A 20,573-nucleotide genomic window follows, 5' to 3' on the forward strand; every position below is an offset into this window, starting at 1 on the left:
ATAAATCCTTTTAATCTTGAGAAGAAAAATAACTGATAGCGAAGCTATACATTGAGGAAAACCATTCTGAGTCGAAGTCTCTGAGTTCTTTTAGAGCATGTATTGTATTGCTATCATTACGAAATATTTCTGTAAACTGCAATTTACCTGTAGCTAATGCAGCAGCCACCACCGGATACATGACAACACTGGTTTGTCTGAAGTGAGGAACGTCAATTAGGCCTCTAAACTCTACTAGTTCATTGGTTGATTTTTCAATTTCATATTTCAAACTCATAGGCCAGACTGATTCTGCATGTTCTCGAATCAATTCTTGTAGCCAAATAGTATTGATGATCATTTTTCCTTGTTCATAGGGTAACCGAGTCGCTAATGCTTGCCCCTTAAAGTATTCAATTATTGCTCCAGGAAAACTTGGCACTGCCCTATTAAAGCGATCAAACATCTTACTTGTTTGTTCATTAATAAAACTTTCATCAGCTCCAAGTTTAAGCAACCAACTTGTGAAACACTGTTTAGCGAAGATCCAATGATCCAAAGAAATTAACTCCCACAGCTTGGGAAATTCAGCATCAATACGACGAATAAACTCTTCATTCATCTCAAATTTAAGTAACGCTAAAGTCAGCGCTTGTGGTGTTTTTACAAGGGCTTTCCATGCTTCAAAGGTAGATAGCGGCAAATATCCAAAGTTGTCCCAAAGATTGCGAAAATATCCCCAGCTAGGATGTTCTATATCAGATGTCATGGTGTGCAAAAAATCTGTAATTACATCTGGTGCTGTTGCTGGGTGATAAACTTTTATTGCCGTCTGAATGCTTGAGATTTCGCTAATTGCATTATCAGTATCAAGATCGGTTGGGTAAAAAGTCGGTCTAAAGTCAACATCAACATTTTGGCTAGGAATAATTAACCAGGGTCCTTGTTTTTTCATCTCATTGGCTATTTCAAACCGATCTAACTCGATACTCCCCAACATTTTGGGTTTTAATTGGATAGGTTTTCGTTCAGGCTCTGCCATTCGCATAGCAAGAGGAGAGTGCTCTACGCTTTCCAACTGGCTATTCTCAAAGGAAATTAAATCGTTCATTCTGTCTATTTTGATATCTGATGCAAATCGTCTTACATTGTACTTTTTCGTATTTGACGAATCTGAAATGCATACTTGCACTTGCGCGTCTAAGCTGTTTGACAGTGATAGCAGTTCAATTATTTTTTCTTTAAAACTATATAAACTAAGTACCTGAGGTTTATCAGCAACTGAAACAGTTGAGACAAATGATGGTGAGTTTTTACTTACAGGCAATAAGAAAAACTCTAACTTAAACTTTGCAACATATGCTTTATGTGAATACAGATAAACCTCTGAACCAAGCAATCGGTTAACAGTAAGTTCACTATCTAATATTCCACCCTCAGAGTTATACCCATAAATCCCTGAAGCGGGATATGGAAGAGTTATTTCAATTGGTTCACATTCTAAATTCGGCTGAATTAGTAAAGTAACTTTTGCTGGGGGCAAACCGTTTGGCTCAATTACAAATCGACGATATGTAGGCATTTTTTCAATAGTTACTTTGGAATCCGTTGCGATTAAATTAGTTAAAATATTACATTCAGTCGAAACTTGTATTACTGCGTTTTTTTCTTCACTGCTAAAACTAATCTTTAAGTCACTCGGTAATACCGCAACTTTTCGTCTAATAAGCGTGTCGTTTTCTTTGTTCTTAACTGACAGCGTATGAGTGCCATAGCGCTCGTATTCTTGCGCTATATTTACTGGTTTATTGTCTATAAATGTAGTGAGCCCAAAAGGTGAATCTGTGCTGTTATTTATGAACTCAATTTTGGGTAACCCCAAATACACACTAGAGGGTTTGCTCTGCCATGAAATCTCGGTGCCTACTAGTTGTATCATCCCACTGGTATTAGAGGTTGAATTTGTACAAATCCTATAACGACTTTGATCATCATAAAAACGTACGTCACCGTTTATTTCATACCAATCAAAGAATTTACCCTCAATGCTTAAATCGTCGACCTTAGTACACGTGCCAGTAATAACATCAGTTTTAAATCCGGTTGGAATTAAAACATAGATGCTTAGATGCTTAGTTGTAAAACTTGCTTGGCCAACAAAAGCATATTTATCTTCATCTAAAACAAAACCAATTGGTACATCACCTATAGATATTGATGACTCTGGTATTTCTGCTTGTTCAACACGTATACCTGCCTCAGTAACATTCACATATAACTTTGAATGAATCTTATTTCGGGGTAGTCGAACACCTTTTTTTCTGGTGGTTATAACAGTGCGATCGCTTTCAAATTGGGCATATACACTACCAAAATTAGCTCTTCTTACGCTGCCTTCATCTAATCCCAAATCTAAGCGACTCGAATTAACATTGGTTTTATTAAAGTTAAAGTAGAGCTTTTGAGGCAGTGAAATTTCTGAAAAAAACCTAGTCGTGTTGAAATCAAAATAATGCTTACATGAAAGCTTCTTTTGGAACTTTTTAATGGATGAACTCGCTGACCATGCCCCACGCAACCAGTTATCGAGTAATCCTTTACCAGTGGCATTATCCAAAGGAATAGGAAACTGATTCCGCCAGTTAGGTATTAATTTGTCGAGTTGATCTGAAGGTAATTCATTTTGCGATTTAGTATCAATTTTATCCACTAAGTCCATTAGGTTTCTGATAACGTTTGAAATCAACTCAATTGATTCATCTTCAGCAAATACTTTTGGCAAGTAATCTACATAACGATTTATTAAGTCACTGAGTTTGATCCCTAATAAATCGACTTGATAATAATTGGCTAAAACCTTTCTAATTAGATCGCCAAATTTGTTGTCTTTTGAGCTGATTAATTGAAATGGCAATCCTCCTTCGATGAAAACAGAGCCCAAAAAATTTCTTCGTTCTGTGTAAAAACGAATAGGCCTGCGCCAATATGATTCCATTCCTAAGGGGATCAAATCTCCAATATCAGCAGCATTCAACTCAAAACCTAACTCTTGCCAAATAGCAAACCAAGACCACCCATCGCTGGCTTGATACTCTCTTCGATACCACTCAGAACACCACAAAACAAAACAAGCTGACCAATCTTGGTGTTTTAAAACGTTTATTTTTATTTTGGGCTGGTATGTCACAACAACTTGTTTTAGTTCTTCATACTCATTCTGTTGCAACTGATAGGTAAATAAAGGATCCGCAGTAACCTCAGGTAATCCGCGGTTTTCTAATAGTTGAGTTAGAAATTGATTAGGCGTCAAATTTGACATAAACACATACTTCCTTTTATGCACTCAATTGAGTTGAGTTGTTACTAGAATAGAACCCTCGTGCTTCGCACTCTTGCTTAAGTTCCCGCCATTTTTTTCCTTTAGAATAATTAGCAGCAACTTCTGGCCTCATATTCTCAATAACCACTTGGTGAACACCTAAACGTTTCATGTACTTTTTTATGATGGCATTGCGCTTATTCTCTTCTGCTACCATCCCTGCATAAAGAAACAAGAAAATATACTTTGCTTCAATTGCATCAGGATATTCGATGGAAATATCGTCGATTAGTTGAACTACGTTTTTATCAACCACGTTATTCGTTAGTTCAAATATACGACAAAAGTGCTTGTAAAATAAATACTTAAGTTTTGTTTTTCCTATGAACGATATCTTTTGGAATACATCAACGTCTTTTATTGCATGAGCCGTTTTATCCTGAACGAAATAAATGCACCAACAGTCAAATCTGCCTTTTGAAAATACTAAGTAGCCTGCACCAACAGGTGAAATGAGCGTACTCTGCTCAATAAATGAATCATTTATTCTAAATGGCATTTCAATTCTCCAAATTTCATAACCAATTAGAAACAGCGAAATACATGCCAAAATGTAAAGGCATGATTTTTAAAGGTTTTCACAAATAATGGAGACATCAAAATATAGTTTTATTTATTAAATTATAAATATTTTTATATTACAATAATCAGTTTCTTACATGGCGAAATCTAAATAACTATAATAAAAAAATAGGTTACAAAGTTTATTCTTATTGACGCAATAGTTGATGTAGCAAACATAAATAATATGGAAAAGGCTGAAGTATATAAACTAGCTGGTAAACGGCTAGGCTGCTTCTGCAAACCATCCGCTTGTCATGGTGATGTACTCGCTGATTTTTTAAATAGTTGGGATGATGGGAAGTAGTACAAGTAAAGGCTTCCAATTTAATTGGGTTCAGTTCATTGTGATTCAGATACAATTCCAAAATTTAACTCTTCAACAAACTGAGCCCATTTTTTTTGATAAATATCCGCTGCCATTAGTATGGCTTCATCTGAATGGTGTTCTTCTCCTGATACACCAATCCCATGTCCTGTAATAACACCACCAAGCTCGGTTAAAAGACAGCGGTTGTGAAAAACATCATTTCCATCTATTTCTTTTAGCTCAATTACTTGAAGCTCAATATCACTAAGCTCAGCACTAACTTCTTGCATAATTTGAGTTTTCACGTGATCTGCTGACGGACTGCCACCACCTGTTTTCCCACCTCGTTTTTCCTTATAAAATAATGTTAACAGGGGAAGCTTTTGATTGACTCTATTTGTAGGAATAGAGTTAATTAGATGCCGCATAAAACTGATTGCTTCAGTAGTCCAACCAAAAGTGTCAACAACTACAATCTGTTCAGTTGCTAATCGAACAAGATCATTAAAAGCAGTCATTAACCCAGGATTTGTGCGTTGTATGTTTAATTGGTTTACACAATTCCATATGCTTGTCGCACTGTACATATTATCTGGTGTTATATTTTTTTCTGTCTCTAAAGATTGGGAGGAAAGAATAACTCCAAATGGTAATCTCTCGTTCTCAATCGTAACTATGTCAGTCCAATTTGTGCTCTGATAATTTGGTGTTTCTCTAAAAACTAAGCATTCTACAAGCTTGTTAACCATTTCAGTGTATCGCCTCCCATGTAAAGATTGATCATCTTGAGGTCCTGCTTTAAGAAGGTAACTTCTAAGTTTTGATGCTTTTCTCTTTGGAAAGCTACTAAATAGTCGAGATGTACCAATCCCATATTCTCTTAAAAACTCTGAATAGTCTCGGCTACTGTCGGCCCATTTAGTCAATAAACTTGGCTCTAGGGTATATTCATAGATCATTATAGAAGCTCCCCTCTACGTTCAGAGAAAAAGCCTCTGGGCCAACGGTCTATGAACTCGCCATCTTCATCAATCCTAATACGTTTGGCAACTACGCCTTCTTTTGAGGGCGCTAAATAAACAATTGAAACATCATCTTTACTAACCGGCTTGTGACCTTCTGGCAACTCTTCATCTGTAGATTGTCTTATTCTTTTTAACAAACGAAGAATCAAATGTTCGCTATGTGTTTCGATTAAGAATGAATGTTCATTTGCTGTATCGAGAAAAACATCTGCAAGCTCAACCTGAAACCTAGGATGTATATGTAGTTCTGGCTGCTCAATACTTATCAATGAAACAGGATCATAGTTCGCAGCGACTACAATGGGAAGTACTTGAGAAATTCCAGTTCCTAATTGATTTGCAGATAACACGATATTAGTCCGAATCTCTTTAAAAGATAAATGTCGATTACTCAACAAACTTTTATTCGTCTCATCAGGAGATATGAAAAATCTATCCATGATTGAGTAGTTAAGTATCTCGTAGCCGCTATTTAACTTTCTACTAGACGAAAAGCAATCACTAGTGTTGTGTATTAATTTTTTAATATCGGGATTTGTGTTTGGATCTTTACTTAATAAATCCCAAGCGGCAGAGCCATCTGCCCAATCCTTTTGCTCAGGATGAGGGTTAGAAACGTAATCACTGTCTGGGACCAGGCGCAATGGTCCAATATGAGCACTTTCTTGAAGGTATTCTAGAAGCTTATCTAAAGGTAAAACGAATGCTTGGCTTAAAATTGATTGTATGACCAAAAAATGCAAATGTTTATCTAAGTCATCAAAATCTTGACCACTTAAATTAGTGATAACTGGTGAACCTAGAATTGGAATGGCACCACTCCGACATTGAAGACCTATATGTCCTACACGGCTACTAAATTCTGAATCAATAAATTCTCCTATATTCGGAGGATTCGAATTTAAAGCATTTAATTCTAATTCAAATTCTGTACGCGGTTCGTCATCGTCCAATCCCTCTCTACTTTCAACTTCGCCGTATTGGTACTCTTGCCAGTCATCATTATTGTAAGGTATCAAAGAAGGGTGTTCGGTATTAAGTTCTTTTATCATGGTATTTGAAAGGTCTTCAGACGAATAAACACATCCTAAATAAACCTCATTAACCCAAGTACGGTAGTTTTTTACATAAGCTCTATCAAAACGCTCAGACCAAACTATTTCGAATTCTACTGCACCAGATTTCAAGTTGCCGCCAAAATCATCCATTAAAAGGTATCGTGCGTCAGGGATATGGTTAACCATTTCATCTACTCGGTGTTCATAGTTCAGAAATAGAGACCTTGTGGTTTCATAATCTAAACGAATACGAATTGGCTTTGTTAGGTCTTGACCATGTACTAGCGATTCAAAACCACCAATATTTTTTTGACCCATTGCGTCAAACCTCTGAGGATTGCAATGACCTTTACTTAAAATTTGCTGAATGTAAGCTAACGCCATGAGCACCGAGCTTTTACCAACACTATTAGGGCCGAATAATAAAGTCACTGGAGCAAATTCAATGGTTTGGGTTTCTTTGAATGACTTGAAATTTGTTAAGGATAATTTGGTGATTCTCATTTATTTCTCAATTTCATTTTTCGATGTGATGCCAGCAGCTGCAATGCTTTCTTGATAGGCTTTTTCCCAATTAATATCTGGAAACGCATTTTTTAATGCATCTATAAACTCTTCATCGTTAAGGTTTTCGAAGGTTACGTCTTTATAAATTACCGACACTTCCATGTTACTTATCATTTTTTCAGCTTTAGGAAAGGCGCCGTTCAACTGTCGACTAATCCAATCCATTACCTGTTGTTCATCGTTTATAAACATGCCTAATTTACCCTGCATATCCATGGGTGGCTTTGCCTTTACAATGGGTAAATAGTATTTTGCAATTTTTGCTATGGATTCATCAATATTGGCTTGCAAGGTCGATTCAACTTCTTTGGCATGTTCAGCTAATTGATCTTTAAACAGCTTTATCTGCTTATTAAAAAGATCTTTATTGCTCTTGAGCATGACTCTTCCGTGTTTTTTCCCCAAAGATGGGGTAAAGGCTGCACGAAGTTCTTTCAGTTTTTGTTCTAATTTTTTGGAAGACAGAATGTTGTCTTTTGCCAATAAATCAAAACTTGTGTTGAGTCGCCCAGCTAATTCTTGATTGTCAGAGCCTATAGATTGCAATACTTTAGGAATAGCAACTTTTTGGCGTTGAATTGCTGCGCCCGTCATACTAACTTCAACATATTGCAAATAAGCGTTATACACTCGGACTTGACGACTTACATCAAAGGCCACGGGAGGCGCAACTTTAAGCATGTTTCCTATGTTCTCGACCACGTTATTATCAACAATAAGCGGTTCGATAGATGGTGTTATTTGGTTTAGCGCCTGTTTAGTTGTTTCATCTTGGCACTGTGCTACAGCAATCGCTTTAGCCGCGGGTGATAAGCGTACCGTTGCTTCTCTTACTTGGTCTGTAGTGAGCTTTATGGCGTTAAAGCCAAGGGAGGAGGATTTATCGCTTTCTAAATATAAGGCGTTGGGGGTAAAACTATAACCATTACCATCAACCACTACTAAAGCAAAACGTAAATGCTCAACATGCTGCAATAAAACGCCATCGTCTTTGAGCATTTCTACGGCACTAATATCACCATAACCTAAGCGTAATGAATGTTCAGAAACATCTAAGCATACAATGACCATTTCACTTCCCAGCTGCTTTGCGGCTGACAAAATTGCTTCTGCCACATTCTTCTGAATTCCAGGCGCAGCAATAATTACCGACTTTTTAGCCTGCTCGACCATCAATTGCAAAGATTGACTAGTTATTTGAGTAAAAAAAGTTTCTGCTTGAGATGACACTGAACATCCTTGTTATTGTTGTTAGAGTTCGCCAGCGAAGGCTTTTTGGCTTAATGAGTTAAAAGATTTTGTTGATTCAACTAGCGCTGCTTCCATATTTGATAATGACTTTCTTAGTTTAGAAACAACGTCATGGTACTTCTTAATTAATATTTCTTTTGGTAAGAGTACTTCAAAGTTTTTTAATTCTACAGGCGATATATGTGGTACTGTAGTTTCCGTTGGGCAGCAATGTTTCTCAAATGCTTTAGATAAAATACAGGCATGAAGGTAATCTGTGTAAATCGTCTGCTTAGGTCTAATACGTGCAACTCGTTGAACCAAATAAGTATCTCGTTCGTTTTTGGGGAAAATACAAACTTTAAGTCCGCTTGATATCCAAGGACGATCCATTGCAAGAATTACGTCACCAGCATTTATCTTATAATTCTCTATTCCCTTTAATTTACTAGCCTCCCAATAGACTGTGTCTTTCCATTCAAAATAACCAGTGAGAGTATTCGCCCCTCTGCAAAGCCTTACCGCGCTATCACTATCTGGGATATACTCTTCACTTTTAAACGCATATCCTGTCATTACGTCAGACAACTGAGTAATTTGAACTTTATTAAACCCCTTCGGATTCGTCACTGGATCACCAAACATGTCCAGGAAGACAGCGCGGAGGAAGTCGTCGGCGAGTTGGATGGCTTGTTGGCGTTTGCGGCGGATGGCGTCGGCTTTGTCGAGTATGGCGGCGATGCGTTTTTGTTCGGTTAATGGGGGGAGAGGGATTTCTATATTTTTTATTTTTGAAACTGAAAGGTGCTTTACCGTAACAGCTGGAGTATTCCGGTGTATTCTCAATAGCTCTTTATGTAACAGGTGATATAAAAAACCTTGATCTAAACCTACATTATCAGCCGTTAACTTACATACTCGCTGATTAAGTAGCGCATCCTCGGATTCCCAGTATGCTCGGTTAAAATCGCCATCCATACCAACAAGTAAATCACCTTTTCGAATAATATACTCGCTTGAATAATCTCCACTATAATATGTAGTTGTCCTACCACGGACAACATCTCTTATACGAACTAAAGGCATCCCTTTGTCACTGAACATCGAAGACTTAAATGCAAAACCAGAAAGAACATTTAAGTGCTCTCCAATCTTTACTAAAGGCCAACTCACAGCATTCCCTCCAACTCATTTAGGTCAGCCATAATCTCACTTTCCAATACCTTCAGCTTACTCAATATAACCTTCGGATCTTCAAACGTCTCTTCTTCATAAACCACTTCTTTATAACGATTAATAGAAAGGTCATATTTGCTGGCTTGAATATCTTTGGCATTTACCACAAAAGCTTTTTGGGTTTTATCACCAAAGGCTTGTTCAATCTCAGTTGCTGGTGCATTACTCATGACCAATTGGCGGTATTGCTTCCATTTGGCTTTGGCATCGGGTAAGTCATTGCCATCTGCACCTTTTAACTCGGTGCGTTTATCATCGAGTGAATAACCGTCGGCTTGTAGGTCATAAAACCAAACGCGCTCGGTGTTGCCGCCTTTAGTGAAAAACAAAATTGCGGTACTTACACCGGCATAGGGCTTAAAGACACCACTGGGTAGGCTAACAATGCCCTCTAGTTGGTTATTGTCTATCAACTCTTGGCGTAGCTGTTGGTGAGCTTTTGATGAGCCAAATAACACACCATCGGGTACAACCACGGCAGCACGGCCACCGAGTTTAAGTTGCCTAAGAATTGAGGCAACAAACAATAACTCGGTCTTTTTGGTTTTCACCATATCGAGCACTTTGGGATTGGTGTTGGTTTCGTCAATCGCACCTTTAAATGGCGGGTTGGCTAATATTACATCGAAGAAGTTTTCTTCTTGTTCTGGGTAGTTTTCTTTTATGGATTTGTTCAGAGAGTCTTGATACAAGATATTGGCACCGTTTACGCCGTGCAACGCCATGTTCATACTCGATACGCGCAGCATGGTAGTGTCGAAATCAAAGCCCCAGAACATTTGGGTGTCGATATGTTCGCGATAAGGTTCGAGTAAGTCACCGGTATAGTGCTTATTACCTTCTTCGTCTTCAAAGGTGCCTGCGTCGCTTGAATGTACTCGGTTTAAGTACTCCATGCTGCGGGCTAAGAAACCGGCGGTGCCACAAGCTGGGTCACAAATACGTTCGCTTGGTTGTGGGTCGGTCATTTCAATCATGGCGTCGATGATATGGCGCGGTGTTCTAAACTGGCCGTTTATGCCGGCAGTGGTGAGCTTGCTTAGCAGGTATTCGTAGATATCGCCTTTTACGTCGCTTTGGGTCAGCGGTAAGTCATCTACCATCTCAATGGCAGAAACTAAAACCGATTCATTCTTAATTTCTAGATCAGCGTCTTGCATGTATTCGCCGATGTTACCTAAGGCTTGTACTGTTGTGCCTTCTTCGGCTAAACCTTCTTGCTCTGATACTTGGCCTAGCTTGGCAAAATGAGGGTATACATTGCTTTTAAGGTGTTTATGTAGCTCAACAGCACTCATGTTTTTGAAGTTTTTCCAGCGCAGCATTTGGCCTTCAGATGTTTCCGGAAACAGACGATCAAAACTTTTACCGGTGCGCGAGGCCTTTCGCTCTGCTACTTCTTCTTGCATGTCGAGCATGCGGGCAAACATCAAATAACTAATTTGCTCGATAACCGTTAATGGGTTGGTAATTCCTCCAGTCCAGAATTTTTCCCAGAGTTTGTCGATGTCGTTTTTAATTGGTCCAGTTAGCATGTATTTTTACTTCTAATTTAATGTTTATATCAATCTAATGTTCACTGCTGAAATAGCAGCAGTGGCATTATGGTTGAGGTCGCTGTTCGTTATCGCGAACAAATGGTTTTAGCAGTGTGACTAAGTCGGCAATGGATTCTTGGCCAAACACACCATCGATGCCTTCATGCGACAGTGCAGTGAAAGGCGCATCGTAAAGGGTATCGAGTAAGATAGAGCCGTTTTGCGCAATGTAATTTTTTAATAGGTTCATAAACTGAACCTGTTTAGCGGTAAGGTTGCCGTGCTCGTGCAAAAACGCTTTAAAGTGCGACTCTATTGCTGCGGCATCAAGACCTATTAGCTCTCTAATTGTTAATTGTAACTCATCCGCTGTGCGTCCATAAAACTCATTCAGGGTTTCTAAGCTAACGCCTGGATGCGCGGTTAATATGGTGGAGGTTAACGTTTTTAGCTCATTTTTATTTACGGGCTCGCCATCATGGATTTTTTTCAAAATTGGATTGGCAGCGACCATGCTGTCTAAAATACTTTTTAAGCGTCTTCGGTAGATCATGGCTTCGTCGGCACCTGAAATTTTAACCTCGCGCTCAAACTCATGTATCTCGCCATCGATGGTTTTAGTTACAGGCGTGTAATCAGAAGGGCCGGTTTTAGGCTTTTTGTATTTCATTATTCCGCGTAGTTCTTGTCTGGCCCATTCTAGATCTTCAAGGGCGAGACTTTGCCAGAACTCACTGCTGCGGATTTTTTCAATTGCTTTATCTTTTTGTCGAACGGCTTGAATATTAACCGCAAGTAAATCTATTTGTTTAAGCAATTCGGTTTGATTGTCTGCAAGGCAACTGGCTTCTTCGATGAAACATTTTGCAGTGTTGGCAATTAACCTATCAAAGGCCGATGCATGTTTGTCGCGTAATACTCGTGCTGACATTAGTGGCGCGATGGTGGTTTCGAGATCGTGTTGGGTTTTCCCGCTAAGTTTTGTCAGTAAGTCGGTTTGTTGTAACTCATGTACTAAACGTAAGTTGCGTCTAACTGCAATGCTTTGGTCGGGTAAGTCATTAATATCCGCTTTAATTTGACTTATTGCGGTATCAAATGCGCTGGCGTGGTTTCTTTCTAATGCTGACTTAGCCAGTGCGACTCTTGCCTCAAAGGTGGTTTGAAGCAGCGATTTACTGCCCAGATCACTAGGCTCAACATACTCTTGTTCAAAAAACTCAAAATTGCCGTAGTGGTCAAAAATGTAAAACTCACTTTTGTTTAGACCCGCGCCAAACAAGTTGGGACGTAATCGGGTGCCACGACCAATCATCTGCCAAAACTTAACAAACGACCTTACCGTTTTAGCAAAAACTAGGTTCACTACTTCTGGCACATCTATACCTGTGTCGAGCATGTCTACAGAAATGGCGATGCGAAACTCGTTATCTGCTTTTTTGAATTCTTTTATTAAACTCTCAACATGTGGCACCTTGTTATGGATAACTTTGCACACCTTGTTGCCATATTGAGGGTAAAGTTGGCAAAACATTTTTTCAAGGTGCTCGGCATGCTCTTGTCTTTGCGCAAAGATAATGGTTTTACCAATGAGAGAGCCAGTTTCGTCTTTAATGCCGTTATTTATTAGGTTTTCGAGAATGATTTTGTCTGTTTTTTTACTAAAGATTTTACGCCCTATATCTTTGCCCGCTATTGTGGTTTTTTTAGCCTCTTCTTCACCCAAATCTTCTTCTAACTGAGATTTTTGTTCGCCTGAGAGATCATTGTAGTGAATACCATCGCGTAAAAACTCGGTAGTTAAGTCTTTTACTTTAAAGGGCACTAAGTAAGGTGGCTCATTGTTTATTGCTGCGTCTAGTCCAAATTCAAAAGTTGGATCGGTTGATTCACAGTCAAAAATGTCGAAAGTGTTACGGCTGATAAACTTTACTGGTGTAGCGGTTAGGCCAACTTGCAGCGCATCAAAGTAATCAAACAGATCTCGGTATTTATTATAGATAGAGCGGTGGCTTTCATCTGCCACTATTAGGTCGAAAAACCCAACATCTAATTGCGCAAAGCGATTCATCATGCCTGGATAGGTGGCTATGTAAATTCTTGCTGATTGATCGATTTTATTGGTTTCGCCAATGACACAGCGTGGCTCACTTGGCAGGTTTTGTTTAAAGGCATCATCTGCTTGTGTGCGTAGCTCTTTTCGGTCACATAAAAACAATACGCGTTTTGCCCAACCTGTACGCAGTAATAACTCGGCAAGCGCAATTGAAACACGTGTTTTACCTGTGCCCGTTGCTTGGATGATGAGCGCTTTACGGCGTTGGTTTTGAAAATGAGCGCCAACGGTTTTAATAGCTTCAATTTGATAGGGTCTATCGGCTATCTTTAGATTTGGGTTGTGTTGCTCGAGCTTTTTATTGCGATAGGCACGCTGATAAATTAAATAGTCAAGGCTGTCTTTTGAATAGAAGCCGTACACTGGGCGATAGGTATTGTATTGCTTGTCGTCCCAAATGAAGGTTTCGTAGCCGTTTGAATAAAAGATAACAGGACTTTGGTAACCCATATCTTCAAGTGCTTGTGCGTACAAACGGGCCTGCTCGCGACCAGCATGTAAGCTTGTATTGCCTGACTTTTTAGCCTCTACAACCGCAAGAGGTTGGCCATTGTCACCCCATAGAACGTAATCAACATAACCTTTACCTGATGGGTTATTGGGGAAAGCAACTTCGAATTCTTGACCTACTTGTTCAGGGTCCGATACGTCCCAGCCAGCTTGAAGCAGCATTGCATCGATCATTAAAGTGCGAGTTTTGGCTTCATTCCATTGCAGGCTGTCTGCAACTGACTGGCTTTGCTGTTTGCGCCTTGCTTGCTCGGCTGTACTTGGGGCTTCGATTTTTGTTGCGTTTTTAATGCGTTCTTTTTCAAGTTCAGCAACGACACGCTCTAACTCTTCTTGTTGTTTCTTTAAATCCTTTTCATAGGCGCTGACTGACTTATTCAGTTGTGACAATTTTTGGGTAGGATCAGGTATATCTTGAAAAGTGGGAATATTATTTTGGCTTTTACCGTAATACTTAACTGCCATGTACGTTGCTAGCTGATGCGCTGTTCCTAATGCGAATTGGGCATTACGAAGATCTCCAGTTGCCCCGTGGGCTGGATCGTTGCCCAAAATACGAAGGTAGTTTATTTGATGAATAAGAGATTTATTTACGCAGTCTTCAAAAACAGGGTTTTTGACCAAGTCGTAAAATCCAGCACGAGGGACCCGTGGTAACCGCTCTTCTTTATAAATGGCCTTTGTCAACTCTTCAGCAAACGACCTCGCTCTAGTTAGGGCACTTCCTGGATCAATAAACAATACCGCTTCTGCCAATCCGCCAAGGTTAGCAAGGGTTTCATTTTCAGGTTTAAGAAATTCAAAGTTCATTGATTGCATAAGTTTTATTTCATCCATGTTTAGCTATTAGCTAGTAATGTGCCACTATTTATTTGATGTTGTATTTATCAATCCAGTTATTTAATGTTTGGTAGTTTTTTAAACCCAATAATGATGCAGCTTTAGACTTATTACCATGACAGTGTTCCATTGCTTTAACAACGTACGACTTAGTTAACTCACCAATAACTTCATTAATATCAAACTCTTGAGTTAAACCTCTATCCATTAGGTTCTCAGACTTACGTGTGGAGCTAATCAACGACTGTGCTATGTCATCTTCATTCAGCACATCGCCAGCTTGCCAGAGTGTAGCTCTGAGAATGGTTGCCTGTAACTCACGAACATTACCTGCCCAAGGCTGTTTTGATATAAAATTTATTGCATTAACAGAAAATTTCTTATGAACATACTCTTGTTCTTGTTTTGCTTCTTGGTTAATTTGTTCAAGCAATGCTTTGGCTAAATGTGTTATGTCACCACTGCGGTACCTTAGTGCTGGAAGATGTAGTACACCAATTGCAATACGGTAGAAAAGATCTTCTCTAAATCGCCCTTCAATAACTTCGTTAGCTAGGTCTTTGTTAGTTGCCGTTATTATTCGTACGTCCACTTTTTGCTCGTTAGTAGAGCCGACAGGGGTGAGTGTGCCTTGTTGTATCACTCTTAAGAGCCGTACTTGAGAGTCTAGGGGTAATTCTCCAAATTCGTCGAGGAATAAGGTACCTCCATCTGCTTGGCTAAAGTAACCTTCCTTTGCAGTGGTTGCGCCAGTAAAAGCACCTTTCACATGGCCAAATAAAGTTGTGTCTATTAGGTCTTTAGGGATAGCCCCACAATTAAGAATAAGCAGTGGCTTGTTAGCTCGCTTACTTGAGTTGTGAATAGCTTTTGCAAATAGCTCTTTACCCGTGCCCGTTTCACCCGTAATTAAAACAGGTACATCACGCTTAGCAATTATGGCCGCTTTTTGTTTTAAGGTTTTTATTTCTGGAGACTGAGTAATAATGTCGGAGAAAGCGGCGGTATCTGGAGCTTCTCCTATAAAAAATGAAGAAAGCTTATTTTCTTCTTTTAATAAGTGAAAGTCGGCTGCGATATCAAAAGGTAGTTCAGGCTCGATTACACCTTGCTCTCTTGTCGATTGTAAAAACTTAAACCCATATTTTTTACCCAACAAAATTGAAACAGCCGTCATAGATGGGGTACCAGATGAGACCTGGATAGTAATATCTTTACTTGCGTGATCTGGAGTCAACTTTGATATTAAGCTACTCATTGCAGCAGAAATATCACCATAGTGAGTTGGATTTCTGAGGGTAACAAACTCTGGTATTATTATTGATTCGTGTTTTTTTGCGAGCGATTCAAAATATGTCGCCATCTCACTTTCAGATTTATCCGTCAGGGCAAAAACAGTGTCGAAAGTACCTGCATGCATCACACTCTCTAAAGGGCCAAAATCATCAACATTTGCGATCATTTTGATGTCGGTGATACCCACCCAAGAGACTAGGATTTTCTTTGCCATAATTATTATTGTCTTAGCGCAAATATTTTTATAATTTAACTTTTTGACACAACAATGTATACAAGCAAATTATGAGGTACTTCTATTAACAAATAATTATGTCCGGTTAAAAAACAAACCTAGCTTGGAGTAGCACAGTGATCAGTAGAGTCGCACTTCTCTGCAACATCAATTGTACATATTGAAATACGCCCAATTCCTTAACTAGTCATAGAAAGAAGTAGTGGCATTAATCTCACATAATTTTTTCCAACAACTCCCCCACTTCACACTCAAATAAATCACATAGTTTATCTATAGCTTCTAAATCAATGCGTTGTGCTGTTTCTTTGTAAAGAAGAGTTACAGTATTTCGGTTCAACCCGGTTTCTCTAGCTACATCCATTATTTTCATTTTCTTCTCACCCATCAGGCGAGCCAAGTGGCATTTAATCACGCTTAATTACCTTTAGAATTCATTAATGTCATTTAAAATAACAAAAAGCCATTGACAAATGCATTCTGCGATGTAAAATGCTATTTAGAATGACAAATTGACCTTATAAATTAAATTTAGTCATTTTAGATTATCACTAAAATAGGAATAGATCGATGAATACATCGCAAACTTACTTAACAACACAAGAGCTGTCAAAACTCATTAAATACGATTCACGAACAATACGCGAAAGGCTTAAAGATTCGGTTTTACTTGAAGGTATTCACTATATTCGTCCCTTTGGTGGTCGCAAAATTCTTTACAACTGGGAAGTCATTAAGCGAGATATAGGTAAATTTTCCGCAAATTCAATGGCGATACCTATGGCGAACGGCGGTGTATCTAATGGCTAGTATTAACGTTCGTAAAGAAACCGGTAAATTATATTTTGATTTTAAGTTTCGAAATCAGCGTTGTCGGGAACAAACCACTTTAAAAGATACAGCCGTGAATCGGAAAAAGCTGGAGAAGGTTTTAGAACGTATTCAAGCGGAAATTATGCTTGGCTCTTTCGACTACGCTCGTACTTTTCCAAACAGCCGCTTAATCAAAAAGTTTGAAGAGATTGAGCGTAAAACTTTGATTGCGAATGGGGCGACTGAAATTCCTAGCTTTGAGAAATATGCAAATATCTGGTTCGAGCAAACTAAGGTGCAATGGAGGGATAGTTATACAGACACGGTTCATTACATCTTATTTAAACGTTTAATCCCGCAATTTGGCGATGTGAAAATTTCAAACATCAAAAAAATGGATTTATTAGAGTTTCGGGCTGGTTTAGCAAAAGTTACTAAAAAGAATGGCATTGGACTGTCTCCGTCTCACATCAATCGCCATATGAAAATTATGCGAATGATTTTGATAGAGGCGTCAGATAACTATGAATTCACTTCACCATATCGAGGCATCAAACCTCTCAAAGTCCCAAAAAGTGACATTCAGCCATTCACACCTGAAGAAATTAATTTGATTTTAAATAATGTACGTGACGATTTTGTTCCGTATTTCACCATTCGCTTTTTCACAGGCATGCGCACCGGTGAAATTGATGGGCTTAAATGGAAACACATAGATTTAGATAATCGTCGTATTCAAATCCGTGAAACCATAGTTAAAGGCGAGGTTTCTTACACCAAAAACGATTTTAGCCAGCGTGACATTCAAATGAGTGAACCTGTTTACCAAGCATTTATACAGATGAAAAGTAGCACAGGCGACCAAGAGTTTGTTTTTGTAAATAAAAATGGTAACCCACTTGAGCACAACGCAGTGACTAAACGAGTTTGGTATCCACTTTTAGATTCGCTCGGTATACGTCGTCGCAACCCTTATCAAATGCGCCATACCGCAGCCACACTTTGGCTTGCATCAGGTGAAAGCCCTGAGTGGATTGCAAACCAGATGGGGCATGCAAATACCGAAATGTTATTTCGTGTTTATTCGCGCTACGTGCCAAACCTAACACGTCAAGACGGGTCTGCGGCAGACAAAATGTTATCTAATGTAATGGAGGGAACAACCAATGCTTAAATCAATTCAACCCTCGCTGTCAAAAGTTAAAGAACTCAAACGTTTTAAAGGTAGATATTTTCTAGTGAGTTGTTTGCAGAAGCACTCGAAAAAAGGTGAGCCTATTTGGGAAATATGTTTGTCAGACAGCACTGCTACGATAAAAGTTTACTGTTTCGACCAAAGGCACTTTTTCTCTTCATTTAAAGCCAATTCACTTGTGCATATAGAAGTGTGTGCTAAATCACATCACGGCAAAAACTATTTACGGTGTGTATATTTGGAAGAGGTCGCTCAATACAAACTGATAAATAAGTTAGATATTTCCTCTTTGCCAAGCAGTTTGTGCCCTTACCCGTCACAACTTAAAGAGGTTGTTGTTTTATTTTATCGCATTACAAATAAACACTTGAAGCAGTTTGTTTCACAAACGCTTTTACAGCCTGATGTAGCGACTAAATACATAAATTGCCCTACTCGAGTAAAGGTTAAACAAAGCGAGACTAACTGCTTGTTGTCTCAAGCTCTACTAGTAGCCGCAAAGCTTTTAAGTAATCAAAGTCTGTCTGTCGAGCAAAGAGATCTGGCGATTGCTTTTTCTATTTTGCATGAGATTGGCAAAATAAATAAGTACACCTCTGATTCAACGCTTTCTGCTATTGGGGTAAGAGCTGATATTGAAGATCTATCGATGGATATATGCGTTACGCCCTTAACGGGGCTCAAAAACACATCACCTCAATTGCACTATCAACTTCGATTTTTGTTGAGCTTTGGTTTTGTTAGCAAACGTAGCAGCTTTAACTTAGACAGTTTTTACTCCTGTCTTGACCACTTGTCTGCATCTTGGCGCAATAAACAGATTCAAGCCGGTAGCGCTAAAACCAACCGAGCAATCGCGTTTGCATCGCTTTAACAGAAACGCTGCATCTTAAATTTAATTAACGCAACTAATTAAATTAATTAAAGGAATTAATCTATGGCTAGGCACCCAGAAGTGAAAGAAAAAGAAATTATTGAAGCCGCTTTAGAGCTTGAAAAAAGCGGCAAAACACCTAACCCAGGTGCTATTCGAGCAACGCTGGGGTATCGAGGAGGATTGGTTAGGATCCGAGATATTTGGACTGCATACGCTGCTAAGCGAACAGGCAGTTTTGGCGACATTAACGATCACGAGTTGTCTCTTGAAGATTTACCATCTGACATCTCAGAAGCTGCAAGCCAAATGATTACCCAACAGCGGGATCAACTTGAAATGTTGGTTATAAGTGCATTTAGGCGCTGTCAAAAAATGTACGAAAGACGTGCAGACGATTTGAATAAACAACACGAAGAGTCACTTCAGTATTACAAAGAATATGAGATCAGTGCTGACCAATCCATCAAGTTGGTTGAAGCCGACATGCGTGAGCTACAAACCGAATTAAAAACCTTGGCAAAACAAAATGCTGATTTGCTTATCGAAAACTCAAAACTCACCGGCAAAGTCGCTGCATACGAAGCGGCATTACCAAATAACCAATAATTAGCATCGACTAATTTCTACTATTAAACAAAAGGACGCAGTATGAGCCTACTACTTATCAAAGCTAAAACACTTGCAACGCAAGCACATCAAAACCAAACACGAAAGTTTGACAACTCGCCTTATATCAATCACCTCAACGAGGTGAAAGCAATTCTTGAGCACTTTAACTTTAGCGACGTTAAGTTTCTGTGTGCTGCATTGCTTCATGATGTGATAGAAGACACTAGTGTAAACAGCATTGAAATTGAAAAGGCGTTTGGAGTTGAGATAAGGTCAATGGTTGAACAACTTACAGACGATAAATCTTTATCGTTAAAAGCGCGGCGACAAGCAACTATTAACAAATTGATAGACCAGCAACCTGCTATTCATGCCATTAAGCTTGCTGACCTCATCAGTAACTTAAGCGCACTGCCACCATGTTGGAAAATGGACAAACGAAAAGATTATTTTAGCTGGTGTGAAAATCTAATCGTTGCTTGCAACAAAGCACCAATTGGCATGACTAGACTGGCGGAATATCTGTTGTGGAATCAATCGGGAGAATCTGACGATTTTGATGTTTTAAAGAGATGGGTGACAAGTGACAACCTATATTGGAGCGAAGAAAAGCAGGCATTGCTGTTTGTAGGCTTTACTGAAGTCGGAAAATTAGAAGCGCACATAATGTTCGATGAAGCGGAAGTTATCAACACGCTATTCAGCTTAGGATTACTGCGCGGCTTTTACGCAGATTCTGCCACTCGAACTAAGCATTTAGTCGTTAATACTTTGCCTAAGTCAGTGGTACCCAGATTTGAGCAATACTATTTAGACTGTTGTAGAGTGAACATTAAAAGCAGATGAGCGAAGTGTTACCTTCGTCTTCGGCCCCAATGTTAAAACTCAACGATAAAATTGTGGATGCAGTGACTCCTTACCGGTTCACTGCATTTTTTTGTGAAATAAAAAAACAAAACACAAATAATTGAAAAACAATCTAAAAACATAATACTTAACTCAGTTATTAAGCTGTTAGATAAGTGGAGTTTGACCGAAAAGCAAAAGCAAAACGTTCTAGGGTTTGAGTTGATTAATATACCAAAAACACTATCCATAGAGCAGGAGCTAGGTTTATCTGTTTTGCAAGATATATATGGGGCTCTTAGATAGCCTTTTACTAACCCGACGAACGTTTACGGTTATATGACAATGGTGAA

At 38.9% G+C, this 20,573-nt stretch carries 16 protein-coding genes; 6 read left to right on the forward strand and 10 right to left on the reverse strand.

Annotation, left to right across the window (positions count from 1 at the left end; all coding sequences use genetic code 11):
- Positions 1-10: 10 nt before the first annotated feature.
- Both ABJD71_RS16700 and ABJD71_RS16705 read right to left on the reverse strand, forming a co-directional pair.
- Positions 11-3,298 carry an STY4851/ECs_5259 family protein gene (locus tag ABJD71_RS16700; RefSeq protein WP_348172063.1) on the reverse strand — a complete coding sequence of 1,096 codons (3,288 nt, stop codon included), beginning with the start codon at positions 3,296-3,298 and terminating at the stop codon, positions 11-13.
- A gap of 16 nt (positions 3,299-3,314) precedes the next feature.
- Complete coding sequence (locus tag ABJD71_RS16705; protein WP_348172066.1) at positions 3,315-3,857, reverse strand: hypothetical protein; 543 nt, start codon at positions 3,855-3,857, stop codon at positions 3,315-3,317.
- Between the two features lie 249 nt (positions 3,858-4,106).
- On the opposite strand from ABJD71_RS16705, the gene ABJD71_RS16710 reads away from it, so the two are divergent.
- Positions 4,107-4,226, forward strand: a complete 120-nt coding sequence (locus ABJD71_RS16710) for a DUF4326 domain-containing protein (RefSeq protein WP_348172069.1) — start codon at positions 4,107-4,109, stop codon at positions 4,224-4,226.
- A 35-nt stretch (positions 4,227-4,261) separates the two neighbouring features.
- Here ABJD71_RS16710 and ABJD71_RS16715 read toward each other — a convergent pair whose 3' ends face one another.
- From ABJD71_RS16715 to ABJD71_RS16750, 8 genes are all read right to left on the reverse strand, one after another.
- Complete coding sequence (locus ABJD71_RS16715; protein ID WP_348172072.1) at positions 4,262-5,188, reverse strand: hypothetical protein; 927 nt, start codon at positions 5,186-5,188, stop codon at positions 4,262-4,264.
- Positions 5,188-6,816, reverse strand: coding sequence for an AAA family ATPase (locus ABJD71_RS16720; RefSeq protein WP_348172075.1), 1,629 nt, complete (start codon positions 6,814-6,816; stop codon positions 5,188-5,190). The genes ABJD71_RS16715 and ABJD71_RS16720 overlap by 1 nt, the downstream gene beginning before the upstream one ends.
- On the reverse strand, positions 6,817-8,109 hold the full coding sequence (locus ABJD71_RS16725; RefSeq protein WP_348172078.1) for a hypothetical protein: 1,293 nt from the start codon (positions 8,107-8,109) through the stop codon (positions 6,817-6,819). It abuts the gene before it with no gap.
- A 21-nt stretch (positions 8,110-8,130) separates the two neighbouring features.
- Complete coding sequence (locus ABJD71_RS16730) at positions 8,131-9,282, reverse strand: restriction endonuclease subunit S (protein WP_348172081.1); 1,152 nt, start codon at positions 9,280-9,282, stop codon at positions 8,131-8,133.
- On the reverse strand, positions 9,279-10,880 hold the full coding sequence (locus ABJD71_RS16735; RefSeq protein WP_348172084.1) for a class I SAM-dependent DNA methyltransferase: 1,602 nt from the start codon (positions 10,878-10,880) through the stop codon (positions 9,279-9,281). The genes ABJD71_RS16730 and ABJD71_RS16735 overlap by 4 nt, the downstream gene beginning before the upstream one ends.
- 67 nt (positions 10,881-10,947) lie before the next feature.
- Entirely contained in the window at positions 10,948-14,328 is a 3,381-nt protein-coding gene (locus tag ABJD71_RS16740; RefSeq protein WP_348172087.1) for a DEAD/DEAH box helicase family protein, read from the reverse strand.
- A gap of 49 nt (positions 14,329-14,377) precedes the next feature.
- Positions 14,378-15,859 carry a sigma-54 dependent transcriptional regulator gene (locus tag ABJD71_RS16745; protein WP_348172090.1) on the reverse strand — a complete coding sequence of 494 codons (1,482 nt, stop codon included), beginning with the start codon at positions 15,857-15,859 and terminating at the stop codon, positions 14,378-14,380.
- Between the two features lie 235 nt (positions 15,860-16,094).
- Positions 16,095-16,295: a helix-turn-helix transcriptional regulator gene (locus ABJD71_RS16750; protein ID WP_348172093.1), complete on the reverse strand. Its 201-nt coding sequence runs from the start codon at positions 16,293-16,295 to the stop codon at positions 16,095-16,097.
- Positions 16,296-16,450: 155 nt separating this feature from the next.
- On the opposite strand from ABJD71_RS16750, the gene ABJD71_RS16755 reads away from it, so the two are divergent.
- The 5 genes from ABJD71_RS16755 (at position 16,451) to ABJD71_RS16775 (ending at position 20,220) form a co-directional block, all read left to right on the forward strand.
- Positions 16,451-16,690: a hypothetical protein gene (locus ABJD71_RS16755; RefSeq protein ID WP_348172096.1), complete on the forward strand. Its 240-nt coding sequence runs from the start codon at positions 16,451-16,453 to the stop codon at positions 16,688-16,690.
- Entirely contained in the window at positions 16,683-17,867 is a 1,185-nt protein-coding gene (locus ABJD71_RS16760; RefSeq protein WP_348172099.1) for a DUF3596 domain-containing protein, read from the forward strand. The genes ABJD71_RS16755 and ABJD71_RS16760 overlap by 8 nt, the downstream gene beginning before the upstream one ends.
- Complete coding sequence (locus ABJD71_RS16765) at positions 17,860-18,762, forward strand: hypothetical protein (RefSeq protein WP_348172101.1); 903 nt, start codon at positions 17,860-17,862, stop codon at positions 18,760-18,762. Before ABJD71_RS16760 ends, ABJD71_RS16765 begins: the two co-directional genes overlap by 8 nt.
- Before the next feature lie 63 nt (positions 18,763-18,825).
- The gene (locus tag ABJD71_RS16770) at positions 18,826-19,371 is read left to right on the forward strand and encodes a DNA-binding protein (protein WP_348172104.1); all 546 of its coding nucleotides are present in this window, start codon (positions 18,826-18,828) and stop codon (positions 19,369-19,371) included.
- Positions 19,372-19,413: 42 nt separating this feature from the next.
- Complete coding sequence (locus ABJD71_RS16775) at positions 19,414-20,220, forward strand: HD domain-containing protein (RefSeq protein WP_348172107.1); 807 nt, start codon at positions 19,414-19,416, stop codon at positions 20,218-20,220.
- Positions 20,221-20,573 lie beyond the last annotated feature (353 nt).

It is taken from the genome of Paraglaciecola sp., assembly GCF_039943935.1.
Classification (GTDB): Bacteria; Pseudomonadota; Gammaproteobacteria; order Enterobacterales; family Alteromonadaceae; genus Paraglaciecola.